Consider the following 21,690-nt stretch of genomic DNA (forward strand, 5'->3'; position numbering starts at 1 on the left):
TTCGTGGGTTTGTATCGCATCGGTTGCAGCGGCTAGTAAATTGCTGAAGTTTAATTTAAACTGGCAGCAAAATTTTGATGATGGGCCATGGTAGGTAGGCAACAAGCCTAGCGGCATAAACCAAATGGCGCAATAGCCAAATGGCACACCAGAGCCAACGACAGTAAAGGCAAAAAACTATGAAATGGGAAGGCAGACAGGGCAGTTCTAACGTCGGCATCGGCGGTGCGGCGGCAGGCGGTGGTATCGGTACATTGATTTTGGGTGGGATTTTGTGGCTGGTGTTTGGTATGGACCCGATGACCGCCATGCAAACCAGCCGCGCGGTGACAGGTGCAGGCAGCCAGCAAACGCGCCCACTGGACAATGAAAACGCCACCCGCGACCAACGCTTTGCCTCGGTGGTATTGGCAGATACCGAAGCGGTGTGGCAACAAGTATTTGCCGAAAACGGTATGCAATACCGTGAACCCAAGATGATTTTGTTTAGCGGTAGCGTGCGCTCAGGCTGTGGTAGCGCGACCTCTGCCACAGGGCCGTTTTATTGCCCTGCCGATCAACGCGTGTATCTAGACACGTCGTTTTTCCAAGAAATGCGCCAACAACTGGGCATTACGGGGGATATCCAAGGCTCAGGTGATGCGCAAAACCGCAACAGCGCAGGCGACTTTGCCGAAGCGTATGTCATCGCGCACGAAGTTGGCCACCACGTGCAAAACTTGCTGGGTATCAGCGCAAAAGTCAGCGAAGCCAGCCGCACCGTGTCAAAAGCCCAAGCCAACAATCTGTCCGTCCGTCAAGAGTTGCAAGCGGATTGTTTTGCAGGCGTGTGGGCAAACCGCAACGAGCAGCGCGTACACTTTTTGGAAGAAGGCGACATCCAAGAGGCAATGCAAGCGGCGCACCAAATTGGCGATGACCGCTTGGCTCAAGCGGCAGGCCGCGCCGTCGTGCCCGATAGCTTTACCCACGGCACCAGTGAGCAGCGCATGACGTGGTTTTCACGCGGTTTGAAAAACGGCAACCTTGCCGATTGTGACACCTTTAGCAGTGGGATTTAGTCGGTTTTGCCAAATCACAGGCCGCAAAAAGGGCAAATATACGCCCTTTTTTAAGACCGTTTTGACTTAGAAGCTAGCTTTTGTCTTTGCGTGTCATTTGCTCAAAGAATTCGTCATTGGTTTTTGAGTCTTTGAGTTTTTCAAGTAAAAATTCGGTGGCTTGGATTTCATCCATCGGGTGCAACAGCTTACGCAAAATCCAGACCTTGCGCAGCATGGCTTCATCCATCAAACGCTCTTCACGGCGTGTGCCTGATTTTTTGATGTTGATGGCAGGGAATACACGTTTTTCGGCAATTTCACGCTCAAGGGTGATTTCTTGGTTGCCCGTGCCTTTAAACTCTTCAAAAATCACGTTGTCCATGCGGCTGCCTGTGTCAATCAGCGCCGTGGAGATAATTGTTAAGCTACCGCCTTCCTCAATGTTGCGCGCTGCCCCAAAAAAGCGTTTGGGACGCTCCAGCGCGTTGGCATCCACACCGCCTGTCAGCACCTTGCCCGATGATGGAATCACCGTGTTGTAAGCACGTGCCAAACGGGTGATGGAGTCAAGCAAAATCACCACGTCTTGTTTGTGCTCAACCAAGCGTTTGGCTTTTTCGATGACCATCTCGGCAACCTGCACGTGTCGCGCAGGCGGCTCGTCAAACGTTGAGGCAACCACCTCCCCACGCACGGTGCGCTGCATCTCGGTGACTTCCTCGGGGCGTTCGTCAATCAGCAGCACAATCAGATATACTTCAGGGTTGTTGCGCGTGATTGACTGTGCGATGGACTGCAGCAGCACGGTTTTACCTGCTTTGGGGGGTGCAACGATGATTGAACGCTGTCCCTTACCAATTGGCGCGATTAAATCAATGATTCGCCCCGTCAAGTCCTCGGTCGTGCCGTTGCCAAGCTCAAGCTTTAGCTGCTGGGTGGGGAATAATGGCGTAAGGTTCTCAAAAATCAGCTTGTGGCGTGAGCGGTCAGGCGTATCAAAGTTGATTTCATTGACCTTGAGCAAGGCAAAATAACGCTCAGAGTCTTTGGGCGGGCGAATCGTGCCTGCGATAGAGTCGCCAGTTTGTAGGTTAAAACGCCGAATTTGGCTGGGGCTGACATAGATATCGTCAGGGCCTGCCAAATAAGAGCCTTCTGAAGAACGCAAAAAGCCAAACCCATCGGGCAAAATTTCAAGCACGCCATCGCCATAGATGGCTTCGCCGTTACGCGCATGGGTTTTTAAAATCGCAAAAATGATGTCTTGCTTGCGGCTACGCGCCATGTTGTCTAAGCCCATTTGTTGGGCAATGGCAAGTAATTCGGCAACGGATTTTCGTTTAAGTTCGGTCAGATTCATACGGTAACTACATGATGATACAAGGATTTTAAAGGCTTTAGAAAATCAGATTCGCTAACTTTGACCATGCGCGATACGCCTGCCAAATTACACCCAACCAAATCCAAGACAACCGCCGACATCGCAACACACAGTTGGGCATCGCATGAAGGTCATGCAGCCTGCCACAGCTTTTGCACCATCAACGGCGTAAACGTAGAATAATTAAGAAAAGAATGCCAGATTGAGCAATCCCTAAAGCCACAGTGTCCGCAAATCATTGCGCACCAAGCCGAGGAGTGACCAACCAAAATACACAGACAAGGCAACATTGCCTTGAGCGATGGGGTAGATGTACCCTTGCCAATACCGCTTTTTGTCATAATGTGCTTGTGCCAACCTGTTGGCAAAAAGCTACGCGGTATCGTGGGCTACACTATACGGTAAGCGTGCCAAATTTGTCAAGTATTTGGCGATAGGCGGTGTTAAAAAAACCAAAAAGCAAACGTCATACAACGACCGTTTGCTTTTTGGTTTGTCAATCAGTGCTTTTGGCTAGGCAGCTATGAGCGTCTGCCGCAGGCTTATAGATGTTTGTCCAGTAGCGCGGCCAATTGTGGTTTTTGCTGCAAACCAACCACGTTATCAACTTTTTCGCCATTTTTGAAGACAAACAGCGTTGGAATGCTGCGAATGCCGTATTGGGCGGCAAGATTGGGGTTGGCATCAACGTCGATTTTGACGATACGCACTTTGTCGCCATAGTCAGCGGCTAAGTCGTCCAAAATCGGTGCAATGGCTTTACAAGGACCGCACCATTGTGCCCAAAAATCGACCAACACGGGTACGTCAGATTGCAATACCGCTTTTTCAAAGGTGTCTTCACCTGCATGAACTACGCCAGACATCGTTTTTTCCTTTTTAAAATTAAAAAATTGAACGTAAAAATCTTGCTGGGTTTGATATGGGGTGCGTACAACAAAAAACAAGCCTAACAGGCTGTTTGGCATGGTATAAAACCAATCATGAGGTTTTAAAAAATCAATAAGCCGACCAAATGCCATGCGCTTGGCAAAACTGCTTGTCACCGCTGGGCGAAAATGCGTAAAATAAAGGAATTTTGGCGGCAAAGCCGTATTTTGATTTGACAAGCGACTGGAATAAGCAACCGTATGCCCGATTTACTTGCTGATAATGAGCTGATGGCCGCCATTGATATTGGCTCAAACAGTTTTCATCTTGCGATTGCGCGGCTTGATCATCGAGAGGTGCGTAAGCTTGCCTCGATGTCAGAAAAAGTCCAGCTGGCGGCAGGGCTGGATGACAACAATTATTTGTCGGAAGAAGCGCAGCAGCGCGGGCTAGATTGTCTGGCGCGGTTTGTTGGGCGGCTTGATGCGGTGTCGCCGCAGAGGCTGCGGATTGTGGCGACCAATGCCTTGCGCCAAGCCAAAAATGCCGATGAGTTTATCACGCGCGCCAATCAGATTTTACCCAAACCGCTTGAGGTGATTGCAGGGCGTGAAGAGGCGCGGCTGATTTATTTGGGGGTGTCGCATACCAACGCCAGTACAGACAAGCGGTTGGTGATTGATATTGGCGGCGGCTCAACGGAATTTATTATCGGCAAGGGTTTTGATCCGATTTTGACCGAAAGCCTGCAAATGGGCTGCGTGGCGTTTACCAAGGCGTTTTTTGCAGATGGGCATATCACCGACAAAGGCTTTGACAAGGCGATGGCGGCGGCGCGCAAAGAGGTGCTGAGCATCAGCCGTTTGTACCAAAAAACGGGCTGGGACAGTGTGACGGGCTCAAGCGGTACGATTAAGGCGGTCAATCAGATTTTGCTGCAACTGGGGCTTGCCGATGAGCAAGAGCGCATCACCTTGCACGGGGTCAAAGAGCTACAACGTTTGTTGATTAAAACCAAACACGTCAATGATATCAGTTTTGCCGATGTCAAAGACACGCGCAAGGCGGTGCTGCCTGCTGGGGTGGCGGTGCTGCTTGCTGCCATGAGTGTGTTGGGCATTGAGACCATTCGCTACTCTGACGGCGCACTGCGTGAAGGCGTGATGTATGACATGCTTGGGCGTTTTGCCAGTGAAGATGTGCGTGACCGCAGTGTACAGGCATTGATGGTGCGCTATTCGGTGGACAAAAAACAAGCCAAACGCGTGGTCAAAACCGCGCAATTACTGTTTGACCAAGTCAAAAATCGGCTGGGATTGGACGATGAGGACGCGGATTTGCTACGCCGTGCCGCGTATTTGCACGAGATTGGCCTGGCGATTAGCCACAGCAGCTACCATCGCCACAGCGCGTATTTGCTGCAAAATTCGGATATTGACGGTTTTTCACAAGTTGATAAAACCCGTATGGCGCAGCTTGTGCTGCATCATCGGCGCAAGCTTAAAATCGAAGGCTATGACGAGGTCAAAATGGTCGGCGGTGATAGTTTGGTGTATTTGACACTGCTGCTTAGGTTGGCGGTGATTTTGCACCACAATCGCAGCAAGCAAGATGAATTTGCCTTACGCCTTAGTGTCCAAGATGAAACGCATTGGACGCTGGCGTTAGATGATGACAGCGATAGCGGTGGCATGCTGATAGGTGATTTGCACGATGAAGCCGAAGCTTGGCAAAAATGGCACATGCATTTAACCATCGAGGCGTTGAACGCATCGTCAAGCAGCCAAGGCCAGCCACACGCATCGGCTGAGGCAAGCTGATGACCGCCACCGACAACCAAGCCCAAGCCGCTGAGCGTGTGTGGCAAAAGGTACAGCTGGCGCGCCATGCCAAACGCCCGTTGTTTTTGGATTATGTCGCTGCGTTGTTTGGCGAGTTTGACATCCTGCAAGGCGACCGCGTGTTTGGTGATGACAAGGCGATTTTGGGCGGGCTTGCGACGTTTGATGGGCAAGCGGTGATGCTGATTGGGCAGCACCGTGGACGCAGCACGCGCGAGCGTATTGAGCACAACTTTGGCATGGCGCATCCTGAGGGCTACCGCAAGGTGGTGCGGCTTATCAAACTTGCCGAACGCTTTGGCATCCCTGTGCTTACCTTTATTGACACGCAAGGCGCGTACCCCGGTGTGGGCGCAGAGGAGCGCGGTCAGGCGCAAGCGATTGCCGAGTGTTTGGCCGTGTTTGCTGGCATCAATGTGCCAACGATAGCGACCATCATCGGTGAGGGTGGCTCAGGCGGTGCGCTGGCGCTGGGCGTGGCCGATCGGGTCAATATGCTAGAAAATAGTATTTATTCGGTGATATCGCCCGAGGGCTGCGCGTCGATTCTGTGGAAAACTGCCGAGCAAGCCCCCAAAGCCAGTGCCGCGCTCAAGCTTACTGCCGAGGATTTGGCAAGGCTTGGGCTGATTGATAACGTCATCAGCGAGGGGGCAGGGGCGCATATCGACAGCGCGGTGACCATCAGCGCGTTACACGAAGCATTACGTGCCCAGCTTGATCATTTGCAAGCTATGCCAAACGCTGAACGGCTCAACCAGCGCTACGCCAAACTCATGACGTACAATTCAACCATCGGGCAAACACCCATCTTGATGTAAACGATTCTCAACTATTTGCCGTTTTTAAAAAAATTTGTCTGCGCATACCCCACCGACCATCGAGCTTTGCCACACCGTTGCCGATAGCTACCACCATCAGCTGTTGCCGTTTTATGCCCAGTTTGACCAAGTACCGCCGCCGTGTATTTACGTCGCTTGTAGCGGTGGGCGTGATTCGCTGGCGCTGCTGGACGTTGTGTGTCAGTTAAGAACGGCCTTAACGCTCAGCTTGCATGTGCTGCACGTCAATCACCGCTTGCAAACGATGAGCGATGCGTGGCAACGACAGGTTGAAGCGTTTTGCAAGGCGCGAGCGTTGCCGTGCACCAGCTTGACGTTGGATTGGCAAGCGGCCGACGGGGCGCAAATCAATGAACAGACCGCCCGCCAAGCGCGTTACCACGCCTTGGCCAATTGGCTACAAACCAACCATACCGCCGCCGCGCCGCCCGTACTGGCATTGGCGCATCATGCCGATGACCATGCCGAAACCTTGCTGCTCAATCTGTGCCAAGGTACGGGCTTGCGTGGGCTTGTGGGTATGCGCGCGGTGAGTGTGCAGCATGAATTTGGCGTGCCGCTGCTGCTGTGGCGACCGCTGCTTGCCGTCAGCCGTGAGACGATTAGCGCGTATGCTCATGCCCATGCCTTGCCGTATGTCGATGACCCAACCAACATCGGTACGCACAACCGCCGTGCGTGGTTGCGCGCGCAAGTGTTACCGCTGCTCAATGCCGAATTTGGCGGTTTATTGGACAATTTGACGCGCACCAGTGCCAATCTTGCCGATGCAGAATACATTGTCCATACGCAGGCCGAGCAGGATTTGGCGGTGTGCCTGCTGGCAGGTGATGCGGCGGACTGGACACCAAGCCAATCGCGGTTAGACATCGCACAGGTGGCGGATTTGCCGCTGCCACGGGTGCGCGCGCTGTTGCGCCTGTGGCTTGCCCAGCACCAACCGTACGCGCCACCACGACAGGTCATTACGCAAATCGTCGCACTACTGGGCTTAGATGATGCGCACAGGCTGTCACCGCAAAACCAAATCCATTGGCAAGGCGTGAGTGTGCGACGATATCACAACACACTGTATCGGCTGGCGGCTGATTATAGTACCGAACACGCGCGTTGGACAGATAGCGCACAGGCACACGCGGCGGTGGCGGCCATGTTGGCAACGCTTAACCCAACGCCCGATTTTTACGCCACATTTCGCCTACGCCGCCCCAACACGGGCGAGCGTTTTTGCCGACAAGGCAAGCCCTTTCATGAGCCGCTCAAAAAACTCTGCCAACGCCTTGCCATCCCAAGTTGGCAGCGCGATTTGCTGTGGGTGGTGGAAGCGGATGGCCAAGCGCGCGCGTTGTGGCTACCCAAGCGGCTGATTTGGCTCGCTGATGCGGCAGACGCGCGTTCGGCAATCGTCGGTTGAAAATCGCTATTTTTTTGCCCAACTTATGCTAAACTTGCCTGTGCTACTTTGATGGGGTTCATGGTTGCCCGATGCTGGGTGCTTTAACCGATTGATTGCAAAAAAATTTTAAACATAAAAGGCGTACTCACCGATGGCACAACCGATTTTGCCCACGCGCATTGCCTTTGTCGGCGGCGGTAACATGGCGCAGGCGTTAATCACAGGGCTGCTTGCCCAAGGTCACCCTGCAGATTGCTTGCACGTTGCCGATACGGACACCGCTAAGCTTGCCGATTTGGCTGCACAGGGCGTGCACACTTATGCGGCCGGCGCAGGGCAAACGCCAGCTGCTGTCCATGCCGCTGATGTTGTGGTGTTGGCGGTCAAGCCACAGGTACTGCAAGCCGTGCTGACACCATTGCAAGGTGTGTGGGATAGGCAGTTGGTGATTTCGATTGCCGCAGGCATCGCGCTTGCCACGCTCAAGGATTGGTTGGGTGCGCCAGTGGCAATCGTGCGCGCCATGCCCAATACACCTGCCATGATTCAGCAAGGCGCAACGGCCTTGTATGCCGATGACGGTGTGACGGCCGAGCAACGCGCACTTGCTGAGCGGCTGTTATCCGCCGTTGGGTTGGTGCGCTGGCTGGCAGATGAAAACTTGCTGCACGCTGCCACAGCGATTTCGGGCTCTGCGCCTGCGTATGTGTTTTATCTGCTTGAGCACATGATAGCCACAGGCGAGGCGATGGGGCTCAATGCCGCCGATGCCGCAGCGCTTGCGCTACAAACCGCCGTGGGTGCAGCGCACATGGCCGCCAAAAGCCACCACCAACACACCGACACCCCGACCACTTTGCGCCAAAAAGTCACCTCACCCAACGGCACAACGCAAGCGGCGATTGCTGCTTTTGATGATGCAAATGTTGGACAGGCGATTGCACAGGCGATGCACGCTTGTGCCACACGATCGCAGCAAATCAGCCAAGAGCTTGGCGCAACCACATCTAAACCCACCTCCACCTTAACAGGCACGCCGTCATGACTGGTATTATCGCAGGGTTATTTGACATCGTTGTCGGCAGCGTCATGCTGCTGCTGTTTGTGCGCTTTATGCTGCAATTTGCGGAGGTTGAGACCAAGCAGCCGTTTGCCCGTGTGATTTATCGCCTTACCCGTGTGGTGGATGTGTTTGGGCGGATTTTTCCGACGTGGTTGGATGGCAGAATCAACACCGCTGCGCTGGCGCTCATGGCATTGCTGCGCTTGATTTTTATTTGGGGTGTTCTGCAAGTGCTTAATTGGGATAGCCAGTATATTGGCTGGTTTCAGATGAATGACTTTAACCTCAAGATGGTTGAGCATTTGCACCGTTATTTTTCACCGTTTATGCTGGTGTTTGTCACCTTGGTGACGCTGGTGCTGGATTTTTTGCGTATGTGCCGCTACTTGATTATCGCGTCATTTTTGGTCAGTTGGGTGGTGTTTTTTAGCAATAAAATGCCGCCTGCGTTTGCCATGATTGAGCAGCTAACTCAGCCGATTATCGCACCGTTTCGTAAGCTGTTGCCTGCCACGGGGATGTTGGATTTTGCACCGATGATTGGATTTTTTGCTATTACGTTGGTTGAAATGGTGGTACAAGCAACTGCGGTGTATTTGCTGACGCTGACTTAAGTTGTTTAAAAGTTAAAAAATCAGCCGCGCTGCAGCACCACCTCAAGCACAAACTTAGTGCCAATAAACGCGATTGCCAACAGTGCCACGCCGTATAGCGTCATATTTGCCGCGCGCGCGCCGCGCCAGCCATACCGCCAATGCCCAATAAGCAACGCCCCAAACACCAACCACGACAACACACTAAACACCGTCTTGTGGGTCAAATGCTGCGTCAGTAAGTTTGTGGTATCAGCAAAGCCAAGCCCCAGCGCGACCGTCAGCAGCACAAAACCCACGCCAATCATATCAAACAACAACGCTTCCATGCTTTGTAGTGCAGGCAGGCGATTGACCCACAGCGGATGCTCACGCACGCGCTTAAGTTCAGCAATTTGTAAGCGTAGCACCACCGCTTGCACCGCCGCCATCACAAGTAGGCAATACGCCGCAATCGAAGCCACGATATGCGCTTGCAACATCGGCGAGAGTTGATAAATCGCATGATACGGTGCATCGGCAAGATAGCCCACCATCGCCCCGCCCAATGCTAGCGGCAATGCCAACACCCCAAGTGCGACGATGGGGCGCAGCAGGCAAAACCCCAGATAAAATAGCAACACCAACCACGATGTGAGCGACAACACGTTGTATAGGTTGAAGTTTAAACCAAACGCTGTGACAATTTTGGGATACAGTACCGCCGCGTGTGCCAGCAAGCCCACTGCCGTCAGCCCCAGTACCCATGTTTTTGCCAATGGCTGTCCGCGTAGCAAGCCTTTGACGACATAACCCGTCGCCAAGCCATAGCACACCAAGCAAACCCACCACACCGCTGTCATCATCATCACAACCCGATTTTGCCAAATCCTTATTGTTTGCCATCGGCGCGTTATTGTGTGGCGCGTGGGGCAGATTGGCTTGCCCATCGCCATTGAAAACGCCGTATAACGTACTATTTTAGCAGCAAATCATTAGCAGTTTTGGCATTTTTGGCATTTTTGGCATAAAATAGCAAAATATTGCCGCTTAAATGACAAGCCTGCTGGCAAACGTGTGCGCCAGTATCGGCAAAAATTTCTTTAGATTGCAACCAGTTAGGACGTGTTATGTTTGAGACGCTCACCGAACGCCTATCCACCAGCCTACGCAACATCTCAGGCACGGGGCAACTGACCGAAGACAACATCAAAGACACCTTGCGCGAGGTGCGCATGGCGTTGTTAGAAGCCGATGTTGCCTTGCCTGTTACGCGCGATTTTGTCGCCCGTGTCAAAGAAAAAGCGTTGGGACAGGCCGTGCTCAAAGAGCTTGCACCGGGGCAAGCGTTTGTCAAAATCGTCTATGACGAACTGACCGACATGATGGGCAGTGCCAACCAAAGCCTTGAGATGACTGGCAAGCCGCCTGTTGTCTATTTGCTGGCAGGCCTACAAGGCGCGGGCAAAACCACCACCGCAGGCAAACTAGCCAAACTACTACAAACCAAACACAAGAAAAAAGTCATGCTGGTATCGGCAGACGTGTATCGCCCTGCCGCCATCAAGCAGCTTGAGCAAGTTGCCAGTCAAGTAGGCGCAAGCTTTGTGCCATCGGATGCCAGCGAAGACCCGATTGCCATTGCCCAACGCGCCATTGAGCAGGCAAAAATCCAGTACCAAGATATCCTTATCATCGACACAGCAGGGCGGCTACACATCGATGACGCAATGATGGCCGAAATCAAAGCACTCACCGCCGCCGTCAATCCGTCTGAGACACTGTTTGTTGTCGATGCCATGACAGGACAGGATGCCGCCAACACCGCCAAAGCCTTCAACGATGCCTTGCCGCTCACAGGCGTGATTTTGACCAAAACCGACGGTGATGCGCGTGGTGGCGCGGCGTTGTCGGTGCGGGCCATCACAGGCAAACCCATTAAGTTTTTGGGACGTGGAGAAAAACTGGACGCGCTTGAGCCCTTTCATCCTGAACGTATCGCGCAGCGTATCTTGGGCATGGGCGATGTGCTGTCGTTGGTTGAAGAGGTTGAGCAAAAAATTGACCGCGAAAAAGCCGAAAAAATGGCGCAAAAAATCCAAAAAGGCGGTGAATTTGACCTTGAGGACTTGCTGACCCAATTTCAGCAAATGCGTAATTTGGGCGGTATGGCAGGCTTTTTGGACAAAATGCCAGGCATGAGCAACGCTGAGGTACAAAAGGCAATCGAAGAATCACGCCCCGAAGACAAAATCAAAGAAATGGAAGCGCTGATTCACTCAATGACCCCGTATGAACGGCGCAACCCTGACAAAATCAACCCCAGCCGCAAACGTCGCATCGCCGCAGGTGCAGGCAAAGAGGTGCAGCACGTCAATCAACTGCTCAAACAACACAAACAGATGGCAAAAATGATGAAAATGCTGGCAGACCCAAGCGGCATCGAGCGCATGATGAAAGCCGTACAAGGGCTTGCCAAAGGTATGGGCGGTGGTGGCGGCCCGTTGTTTGGCGGTAACCAACCAGCGGCCGACGGCAGCGCGGTGCAAATGCCAACCATGCCCAACGCAGGTGTTAATTTGGGCAATGGTAGCACGCCAAACTTGCCAACAAGCCCCAACAAACCGCGCTTTAAAACACGGTTTTAAGCCGTTAAAACCGTGATACAAGCCATCAGTTGGGCAATAAAAGCCCAATAGTTGGTGCTAAATGATAGCGTGTATTGAGCCAAAAGGTTGGTTGCCAAGCAGCTGACCTTTTGGCGACACAGCCCCTTGAGCGATAGGAGTGTGCGTGACCAAACCTTTTTTAAAATGGGCAGGGGGCAAAGCCAAACTTGTGCCATTTATTGAGGCAAATCTGCCCAGCCATAAACGTCAGCGTTTGATAGAACCCTTTTGTGGTAGCGGTGCGATGAGTTTTGGCATTGATTTTGACAGTTATTTACTGGCTGACACCAATGCCGATCTTATCAATCTGTTTGCCACGTTAAAACACGAAAAACAAGCCTTCATCGATTATGCGCAATCGTTTTTTGTTGATGATAACAACCAAGCCGCGCGATTTTACGCACTAAGAGAACAGTTTAATCAATCCAGCGACATAGTAGAACGATCAGCGTTATTCATCTACCTAAACCGCCATGCGTACAACGGCTTATGCCGCTACAACCGTAACGGCATTTTCAATGTGCCGTTTGGCCGATACAAAACGGTTTATTTCCCAGAAGCTGAAATGCAAAATTTCATTGCCAAATCCAGTCGGATTGAATTGATGCATGGAGATTTTGCAACCACCTTTGGCAAGATTGAACGCCAAGATTTGGTGTATTGTGACCCACCTTATATACCTTTGAGTCAAACCGCGTCATTTACAGCGTATTCAAAAGACGGTTTTGGCTACCACGATCAAGCGCGTTTAGCCCAGCTGGCAAACCAGATGGCAAGCAACACCGAAGGCATTTTGATATCAAACCACGACACCGACTTAACCAGAACGCTTTATCAAGGGGCGGATATCAAAACCATAGCTGTTCAGCGCAATATATCTTCAAAAGGCAACGGGCGCACCAAAGCCAAAGAAATTTTGGCAATTTTTAAATGACTTTCAGGTAATCATGGAACGCAAAGAAGCTATTGAAAAAATGCAGGCGTTGAAAGGTAAAAACCTACATGAGCTTGCATTAGAATACAATGTAACGGTATTAAGCCCACTTGGCAAAGTAAACAAAGGTTGGGCAGGTCATGTAATAGAACGATTTTTAGAACTGCCTCTAAATTCGGCACAATCACCAAATTTTGGATCATGGGAATTAAAATCAATCCCCATCAAGACTTTAAAAAATGGTAGATTGGCGTTCAAAGAAACTATGGCAATCACCATGATAGACCCCGTCAATGTTTGCCAAAAAGAATTTGAAGACAGCCATGTACTGGCCAAGCTTAGAAAAGCTGTGGTTGTCGCTAGAACCGTTGGCTCACATTATAGTGACGCTAGTTTTGTTTATGATATTGTGGAATTTGACCTTGATGAAGGAACGCCGTTGTATGAAGCGGTTAAGGCTGATTATGACACCGTAAGAAGTGCCCTGCTTGATCCGCAAAGAGGATTTAATTCACTTACTGGTAGCATGGGCGTGTATATCCAGCCGCGCACCAAAGGCGCTGGGCATGGCTCAACTTCAAGGGCATTTTATGCCAGACCGTTATTTTTATCACAATTTATTAACTTTAATTAAAAATAAAACATTGATGGTTAAAATATAATTTTCAATGCTGCCGATTATATGCCATTTTTGACTAAATAAAGCCTATCTTATAACAAGACAGCCTAATACGATTTGGCTATGATGACGCAATCAACGGTGCTGAAATCAGCCACGTTTGTCTCATCAGTTGCTCAAAAGGAATTCGGCTGTATGCGTTCACATTCTGTTTTTTCGCGTTCGATGATTTCAACCAGCTTAATCAAACCGCTGTTGGGTTTAACAGCGTTAAGCCTTGGCGCGCTGGCTTTGACAGGCTGCCCACGCGCACCCACCCAACACGCTGCCGACAACACGGCAACCCAAGCTGCCAGCACCTCTGCCGCGGCAAGTGACAACAGCGTCACCACCGCAAACAACCCCCATGAAATTCTAAACGTCTCTTATGACGTATCACGCGATTTGTACAAAAAATACAACGACTGGTTTAGCCAGCAGTACAAAACCCAACACGGTACGGCAGTCAGCGTCAAACAATCGCATGGCGGTTCAAGCAAACAGGCGCTTAGCGTCGCCAACGGGTTAGCCGCCGATGTGGTGACGATGAACCAAGGCTCAGACATCGCCATGTTGGTCAAAAAAGGCCTGATTGACCCAAATTGGCAAGCCGCACTGCCCAACCAAGCCGTGCCATACACCACCACGATGGTGCTATTGGTGCGCAAGGATAACCCCAAGCACATCAAAGACTGGGACGACTTGGCGCGCGATGGCGTAAGCGTGGTCATTGCCAACCCAAAAACCAGCGGCACGGCGCGGTATGGTGTGTTAGCCGCCTACGGTTACGCGCTCAAACACGGCGATGAAACAGCCGCCCAACGCACCTTGCAGCAGATTTTGTCACACGTGGCGACCTATGACAGCGGTGCGCGCGCCGCAACAACGACCTTTGCCCAGCGGCAAATCGGTGATGTGCTAATTACCACCGAAAACGAAGCGCATATCAGCCAACAGCAGTTTGCCAACGATGGCTTACAAATCGTGTACCCCAGCTACTCAGTTCGCATCAATAACCCCGTCGCAGTGGTCACCGCTGTGACCGACAAACGCGGCACTACCCAACTGGCGCATGACTATTTGGCAAGCCTGTGGAGCAAACCTGCCCAAACGCTGATGGCAGAAGAGTATCTGCGCCCCGTTGATGGTGAGGTATTGGCAAAATTCCGCGACCGCTTTCCTGATATGGCCACGTTTGATGCCAATGACACCTTTGGCGATTGGGAGACCATTATGGAAAAATATTTCAAAGATGGCGCATTGTTTGACCAACTTGCCAACCCTGCCAGTCTTGCCAGTGGGGCAAAATAACGCGGTTTGGCCGTTGAACCGCTGAATCACACCTAAAACCGATGGCATCTATATTTAACGTGCGGCATTTAACGCGCGGCAAGGCTGTCCAAATCGTGTTGCAGCGCGTCAAAGCACACCGAGGTATCAAAGCCCCGATATTGCAAAAAACGCAACTGTCGGGCTTTTTCTTTTGGCGTGGTGGGTATAGCCGAGCCGAATTTTTTGACCCGTGTTTCAACAGCCAGTGTCAGCCAATCGACCTCGGTTGCATCTGAGGTGGTGTTGTCTGTGGTTGCGTGTGCGTCAGCGTGGGTAGGGTTGCTTGCGCCAGTCGTGCCAGTGGTTGGGCTGTCATCTGGTGTAAAAAACTCTGCGTGTTCGCTGATCCAGCTATCTATAGCACGCGCGCTGTGTAAGGTCTTAAGCCCATGGCGTTTGATAGCTTGCCAAATACGCGTGCGCCCATGCCCTTTGCGTATGCCTGCGGCAATCAGCGCGGTGGTCATGCGCGTATCGCTTTGGTAACCTTCGGCAGCAAATTCGACCAACAATGCCTCAACCCGCGCTGCCTCACAGCCTTTTGCCAGTAGCTTGTCGCGCAGCTCTTGTGCCGAATGCTCGCGCCGCCCCAGATAATAAAACGCCAGCCAGCGCATATACGCGTCTTGCTTGATTTGCGCGTGATGGGCGGCGCGTTGTTCATCCGTCATCAGTTGGGCTTGAATGGTTGCCAACACATCGGCAGGCGTGTCGGAGGTGGGTTGTTGGTTCATGGTATCGTGCTGGTGGATGGGATAAAATAAAATAGCAAAAGCCTAGGCGGTGTGCCTAGGCAGTGGGACTGTGTGAGTACGGTTATTTATCATTCGTTGCCGTAAACCTGCGACTTCAGGCGATGGATATAAGGCAATTGTTAAATGCGATAAGTTTTGCTAGACTCATTTCACTATATTCAATGTCTTACATTCCACAGTTAAGTTAAGACTAAATTGCGAGTACGCAGTAACTTAACGGGTAAGACGTTTCCAAACACACACTTAAGCTAATTCGTGTCTATGACAATCCTAACGGTAGGATTAGCTTAAAATAAGAACCTAAGATGTACGGTGTGTCGTACGGGCGGTTGCCATTGTCTTAGGTTTGCGGCAGGTCTAACCGTCTTGCAGAAGGAATCCCCGAACGATAGGGAGGGGAGGAAGTCAAGACTCATCGACCAAAGCCTCGTCTTCAATATCGTCCATCTCTTGGGCGGCAGGCACATCGGTGAATTTTTCGGCACGGATTTTGGCTTCAATCTCTTGCGCGATGGCAGGATTTTCTTCCAAAAAACGAATCGCGTTGTTACGCCCTTGTCCGATTTTGCTGTCTTGGTAGCTGTACCACGCGCCCGATTTTTTGACCAAATCCATCTCTACGCCAATGTCAATCAGCTCGCCCAAGAAGTTCGCACCCACACCGTAGAGGATATCAAATTTGGTTTCTTTAAACGGTGGCGCAAGCTTGTTTTTGATAACCTTGACGCGCGTTTCGTTACCGATGATGCTATCGCCATCTTTGACCGAGCCAATGCGGCGAATATCAAGCCGCACCGAAGCATAAAATTTCAGCGCGTTACCGCCTGTGGTGGTCTCAGGTGAACCGAACATCACACCGATTTTCATACGAATTTGGTTGATGAAAATCACCATACAGTTTGAGCGTTTGGCGTTGCCCGTGATTTTGCGCAACGCTTGGCTCATCAAGCGCGCTTGCAAGCCCATGTGGCTGTCGCCCATTTCGCCCTCAATTTCGGCTTTTGGGGTCAAGGCTGCGACCGAATCGACCACAATCAAATCCACCGCACCTGAGCGCACCAGCATATCGGCGATTTCAAGCGCCTGCTCCCCGTTGTCGGGCTGGGTGACCAGCAGAGCATCGACATCCACGCCAAGTTTTTGTGCGTACACAGGGTCAAGCGCGTGTTCAGCATCAATAAACGCGCACGTGCCACCTTGTTTTTGGCATTGCGCGATGGCTTGCAAGGTCAGTGTGGTCTTACCCGAGCTTTCAGGGCCATAAATCTCAACAATGCGCCCTTTGGGCAAACCGCCAATGCCCAGCGCGATATCTAGCCCCAACGAACCCGTTGGCACGACATCAACCTTGACCTTGGCAGACTCATCACCCAAGCGCATGATGGTGTTTTTGCCGTATTGCTTCTCAATTTGAGATAGCGCGGCGGCTAACGCTTTTGCTTTATCTGCGTCCATATGGACTCCTTATTTGGTAGGCAGATTTTTGTTAAACTTAAATATAACTTAAAAAATGCCTATAAAATTTTTACTGATTGTTAAACGTTGATGAAGCTATGATAGCAAATTTTGGGCTAAAAAAAAGCGCATGGACGTGGCAAAACGACATATCTTGTCGCATAAAAAATCAGACTATTTGGGCAACCAAATACCCTAAATAGTGCTGAAACACCGCCAAAACAAGCCACGTATGCCTGTAAATCATGTTAAAAACTGCTAAAACCAAATCGGCGCAAGCATTGGCTATTGTTTTGCCAACGCTTGTAAAACGGTGTTGTCGTCAAACACAAATCCTTGCGCCAACAATGCTTGTGGCACGACTTTTTGTCCATCAAGCAGTAGGGTTGCCATTTCACCAAACAATGTTTTAACGACAAAGGCAGGCAAGGTTGCCAGCGTTGGGCGGTGCAGCCATTGCCCCATCGCCTTGGTAAATTCGGTATTGGTGACGGGCTTTGGATTGGTCAGATTATAAATTTGCTGATGATTGAGCGGTTGGCGCAAATTTTGCGTGATAATAAACATCACCGCACGCACCCAGTCATGGCGGCTAATCCAGCTCATCACCTGCTTGCCGTTGCTAAGTTTGCCGCCTGCTGCCAGTTTAAACGGAGTCACCAACCGCGCAACCATGCCGCCCGCTGGGTCAATCACCACCCCTGTGCGCACAATCGCCACAGGGACGATACCTTGCACGCTCAATGCCAGTTTTTCCCATGCGTCGCAAATCTCATGGGCAAAGTCGGCTTTGACGGGCGCGTGGGATTCGGTCAGGGCGGTGGGGTCGTTGGTATCTTGCGCACCATACCAACCAACAGCCGAGCCACTGACCAACAATTTAGGCTTGTTGCCAATGCGTGCGATATAATCAACCAGCGCTTGCGTGGGCTGTAGGCGGCTGTCAAACAGCACCTGTTTGCGCGCGTCCGTCCAGCGGCTATCGGCAATGCCTGCACCTGCTAGATTAATGATGATCGCATAGTATTTGTCGGTGTGGGCAAGGTCATCATAGCTGATCACTGCATCGGCGATATCGCGCTGCTGTTCTTGTATAGGTGAGCGCGACACCCATGTGACGTTTACGGTATTGCCATCGATGCCGCAGTGTTTTAACGCATGGGTCAAAGCCGTGCCTAAAAATCCTGAACCGCCTGTAATTAAAATATCCATAAATGATCCTGATAAAAATTTGTATACGAGAATAAAATTTTGTCACTGCTGCTTTTGTCATTGCTTTGATGACATCGCTGATAGGGGCGTAGATCACGGGATAATGATCCCATGTATCATAGCAGACATGGCGGCCGATATAGCCAAAAAACTGCCTTGCCCCCGTCTTTAACCCACACAAATTTGCCACTTGTAAAACCAGACCATCACCCAAATAAAGCGTAAAGTCAAGCAGTTGCTGCAAGCTTATGCGCAACGTCTAGACAGCCTAACAGTTATTTAACAATCAATACAAATTTTACTCACTCACATAAGGTTAAAGATGAACAACTTTCAATATTACAACCCTGTGCGCATCGTATTTGGCGAAGAGCAAATTGCCGCGCTTGCCGATTTGGTGCCCGACAACGCGCGCGTTCTTATCACCTATGGCGGCGGCTCTGCCAAGCGCACAGGCACGCTTGATGAAGTCAAACACGCGCTACAAGGCAAAAACCGTGAAATTTTTGAATTTGGTGGTATTGAGCCAAACCCTGAATTTACAACCTTGATGAAAGCGGTGGATATGGTGCACGCCCACGACATCGACTTTTTGCTGGCCGTTGGGGGCGGTTCGGTGCTTGATGGCACCAAATTTATCGCGCTGACGGCGACGCTTGAGGATGATGCCGACCACGAAAAAGCGTGGGACGCGCTCAAAGGCTATACCCGTGATATCCAACAAGCCTTACCGCTTGGCACTGTTTTGACGATTCCTGCCACAGGCTCTGAGATGAACTCAGGCGGTGTCATCAACTACAGCGAACGCAAAGCCAAATTGCCGTTTGGCAACCCGTTGGTATTTCCAAAATTCTCAATCCTTGACCCCGCCAAAACCCTGACCTTGCCTGAACGCCAAGTCATGAACGGCATTGCCGATGCCTTTGTGCATGTCATGGAGCAGTATCTGACTTACCCTGTCAATGCCAAGGTGCAAGACAGCTATGCCGAAAGTTTGCTCAAAATTTTGATTGAAGAGGGGCGTGCGGTCAAAGCCAACCCCAACGACATGGCAACGCGTAAAAACATCATGTGGACGGCAACCATGGCGCTAAATGGTTTGATTGGTGTCGGTGTGCCACAAGACTGGACAACGCACATGATTGGGCATGAACTGACATCGCTGCATGGCATTGACCACGCGCGCACCTTGACGATTGTGCTGCCTGCTGTCATGCGTGAGTTCAAAGACAGCAAAAAAGACAAGCTGCTACAATACGCCGCCAACGTTTGGCACATCACGCAAGGCAGCGATGATGAAAAAATCGAGCAAGCAATCAGCCGCACCGAGGCATTTTTCCGCGAACTTGGCTTACCCGTCAGATTGTCTGATGTTGATTTGGACGCATCTGCAATCGCGCCGATTGTCAGCCAACTCAAAGCACACAACATGGTAGAATTGGGTGAACACCGTACCAATGACTTGGCCGTCTCTGAGCGGATTTTAAACGCGGCCGTTTAGCGCAACTACTTGCCAGCAAAAAAGACCTAACACGCGTTAGGTCTTTTTTTTGCCGCTAGAGTTTAAACTTTGCGGCTTGGTGCTGCTGGGTTAAACATGTTTTGGTGGACGCGCATTGGCTTCTGCCGCCGCACTGCCCCAAGTGATTAACTGCTTGGTGTAGTCATCATGGTCAATTTGACATTCAATCAACACAGGGCCACCTGTATGGGCTTTGGCTTGCATGATAGCATCGTTTAGCTCACCTGCGGTGGTAGCCGTCAAGCCCAAGCCTTTGCCGTCTTTGCCATTGAACGCGGTCATCAGCGCGGCATAGTCCCAGTTTTGGTAATAGTTGTAAGGGCCTTCGTGAATGGCGGATTCAATCACATAACCAAAGTTATTGACCACCACCATGATGATGTTTTGTTTTAATTCAATCATCTTAGAGATTTCTTGCGCGGTCAATTGGAATGAACCATCGCCAATCATCAGCACCACGCGGCGGTCAGGCTGCGTGCCCAACGCATAGCCAAGGCTTGCTGGCAATGACCAACCGATTGAGCCATACTGCATCTCAATCTCAAACCCTGCGCCATTGGGCAGACGCATATACATGCCATTGAACCAAGAGTCACCTGTTTCAACCACCAAAGTGGTATTGGCATCTATCAATTTGTGCTCGATTTGATTGACCATTTCAGCGCGGCTTAGACGCTCATCCGCCGCTTGTGGGGTATAGTCCACCACCTCACCGATTTGGTTATCGCGGTTAAATTGCTCAAGGGTGGTCTTGTTGGCATTGACGTGAGCCACCAAACCATCTAGCACCTGCGCGATAGGCACATTGGTGAAGTCTGCGTCAGGCAACTGCACATCCCAAGGGCGCACATCAATCATCTTCTCGCGTTCTGGCAACGCCATCGTCCAGCCCACGGTTGAGTAATCAGTGAATACGCCACCTGCTGACAACACCATGTCTGACCATTCCATAATGGCATCACAGCCGGGGCTGCTGACTTTGCCCAGATACACGCCGATAAACTGCGGATGGTCTTCTGGGAAAAAGCTTTTGGCGTTTGGCAACACCGCAACCGCACAGCCCAACGCTTCAGCCAAACGGCGAAAAGCTTCCACCGCCCCAAATGAACGCAAGTGTGGCCCTGCCAATAACACCGGTTTTTCGGCGTTGTTGAGCTGCTCGGCAATCGCCTTAACGGCGGCATTGAGCGCGGCTTCATTGACGGGTAGGGGGGTATTGCCGCCAACAGGCGCATCAAGCAATAGCGGCTGTGGCACAGAGCATTTAGCCGTGGATAGGTTGGCAGGAATTTCAATATAAGCAGGTTTACGTTCACGAATCGCGGTACGAATCGCATTGTCAATTTGTGCAGGCGCGTTTTCGGCATATAAAATACGCTCTGCGGCGCACGTCACCCGTTTAATCATCTCATATTGATAGCTAAAGTCATGCGTTGCAATACTGTGATGCACAAAACGATTTGAAAGAATATCATTGCTATTGGGTGCAGAGCACACAAAAATCACTGGCAAGCGCTCGGCATACGCGCTCACGATACCGTTTAATGCCGAAAAAGCCCCCACGTTAAACGTGGTAATCATCGCGCCTGCGCCATTGGCACGCGCATAGCCTTCGGCAGCATAGGCAGAGTTAAGCTCGTTGCAGTTGCCCACATACTGCATGTTTTTATTGCTGATGAGTTCATCTAGCAAGGTCAAGTTATAATCACCTGGTACGGTGAAATAATGTTTTAGCCCAATTTCTTCTAGCCGAGCGGCTAGATATTTACCGATGGTGGTCTGTTCCATGGATAGCCTCGTGGTTAGGTTAAAAATGCCCAAGTTGTAATGAAAAATGACAAAACAGAGCGATGACTGGATGATCTATTGATTAATTTAGGTTGGTCACAACACCAGTCTAAAGCGCATTTTTAAGTATAACAAACCGCAACACATTAAACTAAGCCTAAAAAGTTTCTGCACGTAAACTTTGGTTTGGTTTTTAAACGGAGCGTTATTGGCGCTGATTATGCAATTTTGGAAGGCTAGGCTGAATAATTAAAAAAATATTTTGTAAAATGAAGATGTTATGGCAACCTACTGATTGCTGACGACCTATAGAACCGCGTAAATTAAGTATGATGTGGATCATCACATCCATGTATT

General features: G+C 50.9%; 18 protein-coding genes. 11 read left to right on the top strand and 7 right to left on the bottom strand.

Annotation, left to right across the window (positions count from 1 at the left end; translation table 11 throughout):
• Positions 1 to 179: 179 nt before the first annotated feature.
• Positions 180 to 1,061 (top strand): KPN_02809 family neutral zinc metallopeptidase, encoded by an 882-nt coding sequence (ypfJ, locus tag AC5L4R_RS07230; protein ID WP_494473169.1) that lies wholly within the window; start codon positions 180 to 182, stop codon positions 1,059 to 1,061.
• A 73-nt stretch (positions 1,062 to 1,134) separates the two neighbouring features.
• Here the strand turns inward: ypfJ and rho are convergent, their stop codons facing one another.
• Both rho and trxA read right to left on the bottom strand, forming a co-directional pair.
• Positions 1,135 to 2,403, bottom strand: a complete 1,269-nt coding sequence (rho, locus tag AC5L4R_RS07235) for a transcription termination factor Rho (RefSeq protein WP_494473168.1) — start codon at positions 2,401 to 2,403, stop codon at positions 1,135 to 1,137.
• Positions 2,404 to 2,966: 563 nt separating this feature from the next.
• The gene (trxA, locus tag AC5L4R_RS07240; RefSeq protein ID WP_494473167.1) at positions 2,967 to 3,290 is read right to left on the bottom strand and encodes a thioredoxin; all 324 of its coding nucleotides are present in this window, start codon (positions 3,288 to 3,290) and stop codon (positions 2,967 to 2,969) included.
• Positions 3,291 to 3,554: 264 nt separating this feature from the next.
• Between trxA and ppx the strand changes: the two genes are divergently transcribed.
• The 5 genes from ppx (at position 3,555) to AC5L4R_RS07265 (ending at position 9,050) form a co-directional block, all read left to right on the top strand.
• The gene (ppx, locus tag AC5L4R_RS07245) at positions 3,555 to 5,114 is read left to right on the top strand and encodes an exopolyphosphatase (protein WP_494473166.1); all 1,560 of its coding nucleotides are present in this window, start codon (positions 3,555 to 3,557) and stop codon (positions 5,112 to 5,114) included.
• Positions 5,114 to 5,956, top strand: a complete 843-nt coding sequence (locus AC5L4R_RS07250; protein ID WP_494473165.1) for an acetyl-CoA carboxylase carboxyltransferase subunit alpha — start codon at positions 5,114 to 5,116, stop codon at positions 5,954 to 5,956. The genes ppx and AC5L4R_RS07250 overlap by 1 nt, the downstream gene beginning before the upstream one ends.
• Before the next feature lie 34 nt (positions 5,957 to 5,990).
• Positions 5,991 to 7,391: a tRNA lysidine(34) synthetase TilS gene (gene tilS / locus AC5L4R_RS07255; protein ID WP_494473164.1), complete on the top strand. Its 1,401-nt coding sequence runs from the start codon at positions 5,991 to 5,993 to the stop codon at positions 7,389 to 7,391.
• 133 nt (positions 7,392 to 7,524) lie between these two features.
• A complete protein-coding gene (gene proC / locus AC5L4R_RS07260) occupies positions 7,525 to 8,418 on the top strand; it encodes a pyrroline-5-carboxylate reductase (RefSeq protein ID WP_494473163.1) in 894 nt (297 codons plus the stop codon).
• Positions 8,415 to 9,050 (top strand): YggT family protein, encoded by a 636-nt coding sequence (locus AC5L4R_RS07265; protein ID WP_494473162.1) that lies wholly within the window; start codon positions 8,415 to 8,417, stop codon positions 9,048 to 9,050. The genes proC and AC5L4R_RS07265 overlap by 4 nt, the downstream gene beginning before the upstream one ends.
• A gap of 20 nt (positions 9,051 to 9,070) precedes the next feature.
• Here AC5L4R_RS07265 and AC5L4R_RS07270 read toward each other — a convergent pair whose 3' ends face one another.
• Positions 9,071 to 9,871, bottom strand: coding sequence for a cytochrome C assembly family protein (locus tag AC5L4R_RS07270; RefSeq protein ID WP_494473211.1), 801 nt, complete (start codon positions 9,869 to 9,871; stop codon positions 9,071 to 9,073).
• 267 nt (positions 9,872 to 10,138) lie between these two features.
• Here AC5L4R_RS07270 and ffh point away from each other — a divergent pair, with 267 nt between their 5' ends.
• The 4 genes from ffh (at position 10,139) to AC5L4R_RS07290 (ending at position 14,580) form a co-directional block, all read left to right on the top strand.
• The gene (ffh, locus tag AC5L4R_RS07275) at positions 10,139 to 11,656 is read left to right on the top strand and encodes a signal recognition particle protein (protein WP_494473161.1); all 1,518 of its coding nucleotides are present in this window, start codon (positions 10,139 to 10,141) and stop codon (positions 11,654 to 11,656) included.
• 145 nt (positions 11,657 to 11,801) lie between these two features.
• The gene (locus AC5L4R_RS07280) at positions 11,802 to 12,611 is read left to right on the top strand and encodes a DNA adenine methylase (protein ID WP_494473160.1); all 810 of its coding nucleotides are present in this window, start codon (positions 11,802 to 11,804) and stop codon (positions 12,609 to 12,611) included.
• Positions 12,612 to 12,624: 13 nt separating this feature from the next.
• Positions 12,625 to 13,245, top strand: a complete 621-nt coding sequence (locus AC5L4R_RS07285) for a MutH/Sau3AI family endonuclease (protein ID WP_494473159.1) — start codon at positions 12,625 to 12,627, stop codon at positions 13,243 to 13,245.
• 213 nt (positions 13,246 to 13,458) lie between these two features.
• Positions 13,459 to 14,580 (top strand): sulfate ABC transporter substrate-binding protein, encoded by a 1,122-nt coding sequence (locus AC5L4R_RS07290; protein ID WP_494473210.1) that lies wholly within the window; start codon positions 13,459 to 13,461, stop codon positions 14,578 to 14,580.
• A gap of 68 nt (positions 14,581 to 14,648) precedes the next feature.
• Here the strand turns inward: AC5L4R_RS07290 and AC5L4R_RS07295 are convergent, their stop codons facing one another.
• The 3 genes from AC5L4R_RS07295 to AC5L4R_RS07305 all read right to left on the bottom strand — a co-directional run bounded on the left by AC5L4R_RS07295 (position 14,649) and on the right by AC5L4R_RS07305 (position 18,023).
• Positions 14,649 to 15,335 (bottom strand): regulatory protein RecX, encoded by a 687-nt coding sequence (locus AC5L4R_RS07295; RefSeq protein WP_494473158.1) that lies wholly within the window; start codon positions 15,333 to 15,335, stop codon positions 14,649 to 14,651.
• Between the two features lie 426 nt (positions 15,336 to 15,761).
• Entirely contained in the window at positions 15,762 to 16,811 is a 1,050-nt protein-coding gene (recA, locus tag AC5L4R_RS07300; RefSeq protein WP_494473157.1) for a recombinase RecA, read from the bottom strand.
• Positions 16,812 to 17,096: 285 nt separating this feature from the next.
• Positions 17,097 to 18,023 carry a TIGR01777 family oxidoreductase gene (locus tag AC5L4R_RS07305; protein ID WP_494473156.1) on the bottom strand — a complete coding sequence of 309 codons (927 nt, stop codon included), beginning with the start codon at positions 18,021 to 18,023 and terminating at the stop codon, positions 17,097 to 17,099.
• 322 nt (positions 18,024 to 18,345) lie between these two features.
• Between AC5L4R_RS07305 and AC5L4R_RS07310 the strand changes: the two genes are divergently transcribed.
• Positions 18,346 to 19,524 carry an iron-containing alcohol dehydrogenase gene (locus AC5L4R_RS07310; RefSeq protein ID WP_494473155.1) on the top strand — a complete coding sequence of 393 codons (1,179 nt, stop codon included), beginning with the start codon at positions 18,346 to 18,348 and terminating at the stop codon, positions 19,522 to 19,524.
• Between the two features lie 90 nt (positions 19,525 to 19,614).
• Here the strand turns inward: AC5L4R_RS07310 and AC5L4R_RS07315 are convergent, their stop codons facing one another.
• The gene (locus tag AC5L4R_RS07315) at positions 19,615 to 21,333 is read right to left on the bottom strand and encodes an alpha-keto acid decarboxylase family protein (protein WP_494473154.1); all 1,719 of its coding nucleotides are present in this window, start codon (positions 21,331 to 21,333) and stop codon (positions 19,615 to 19,617) included.
• Between the last annotated feature and the right edge of the window lie 357 nt (positions 21,334 to 21,690).

This window comes from Faucicola sp. SE7633 (assembly GCF_059264685.1).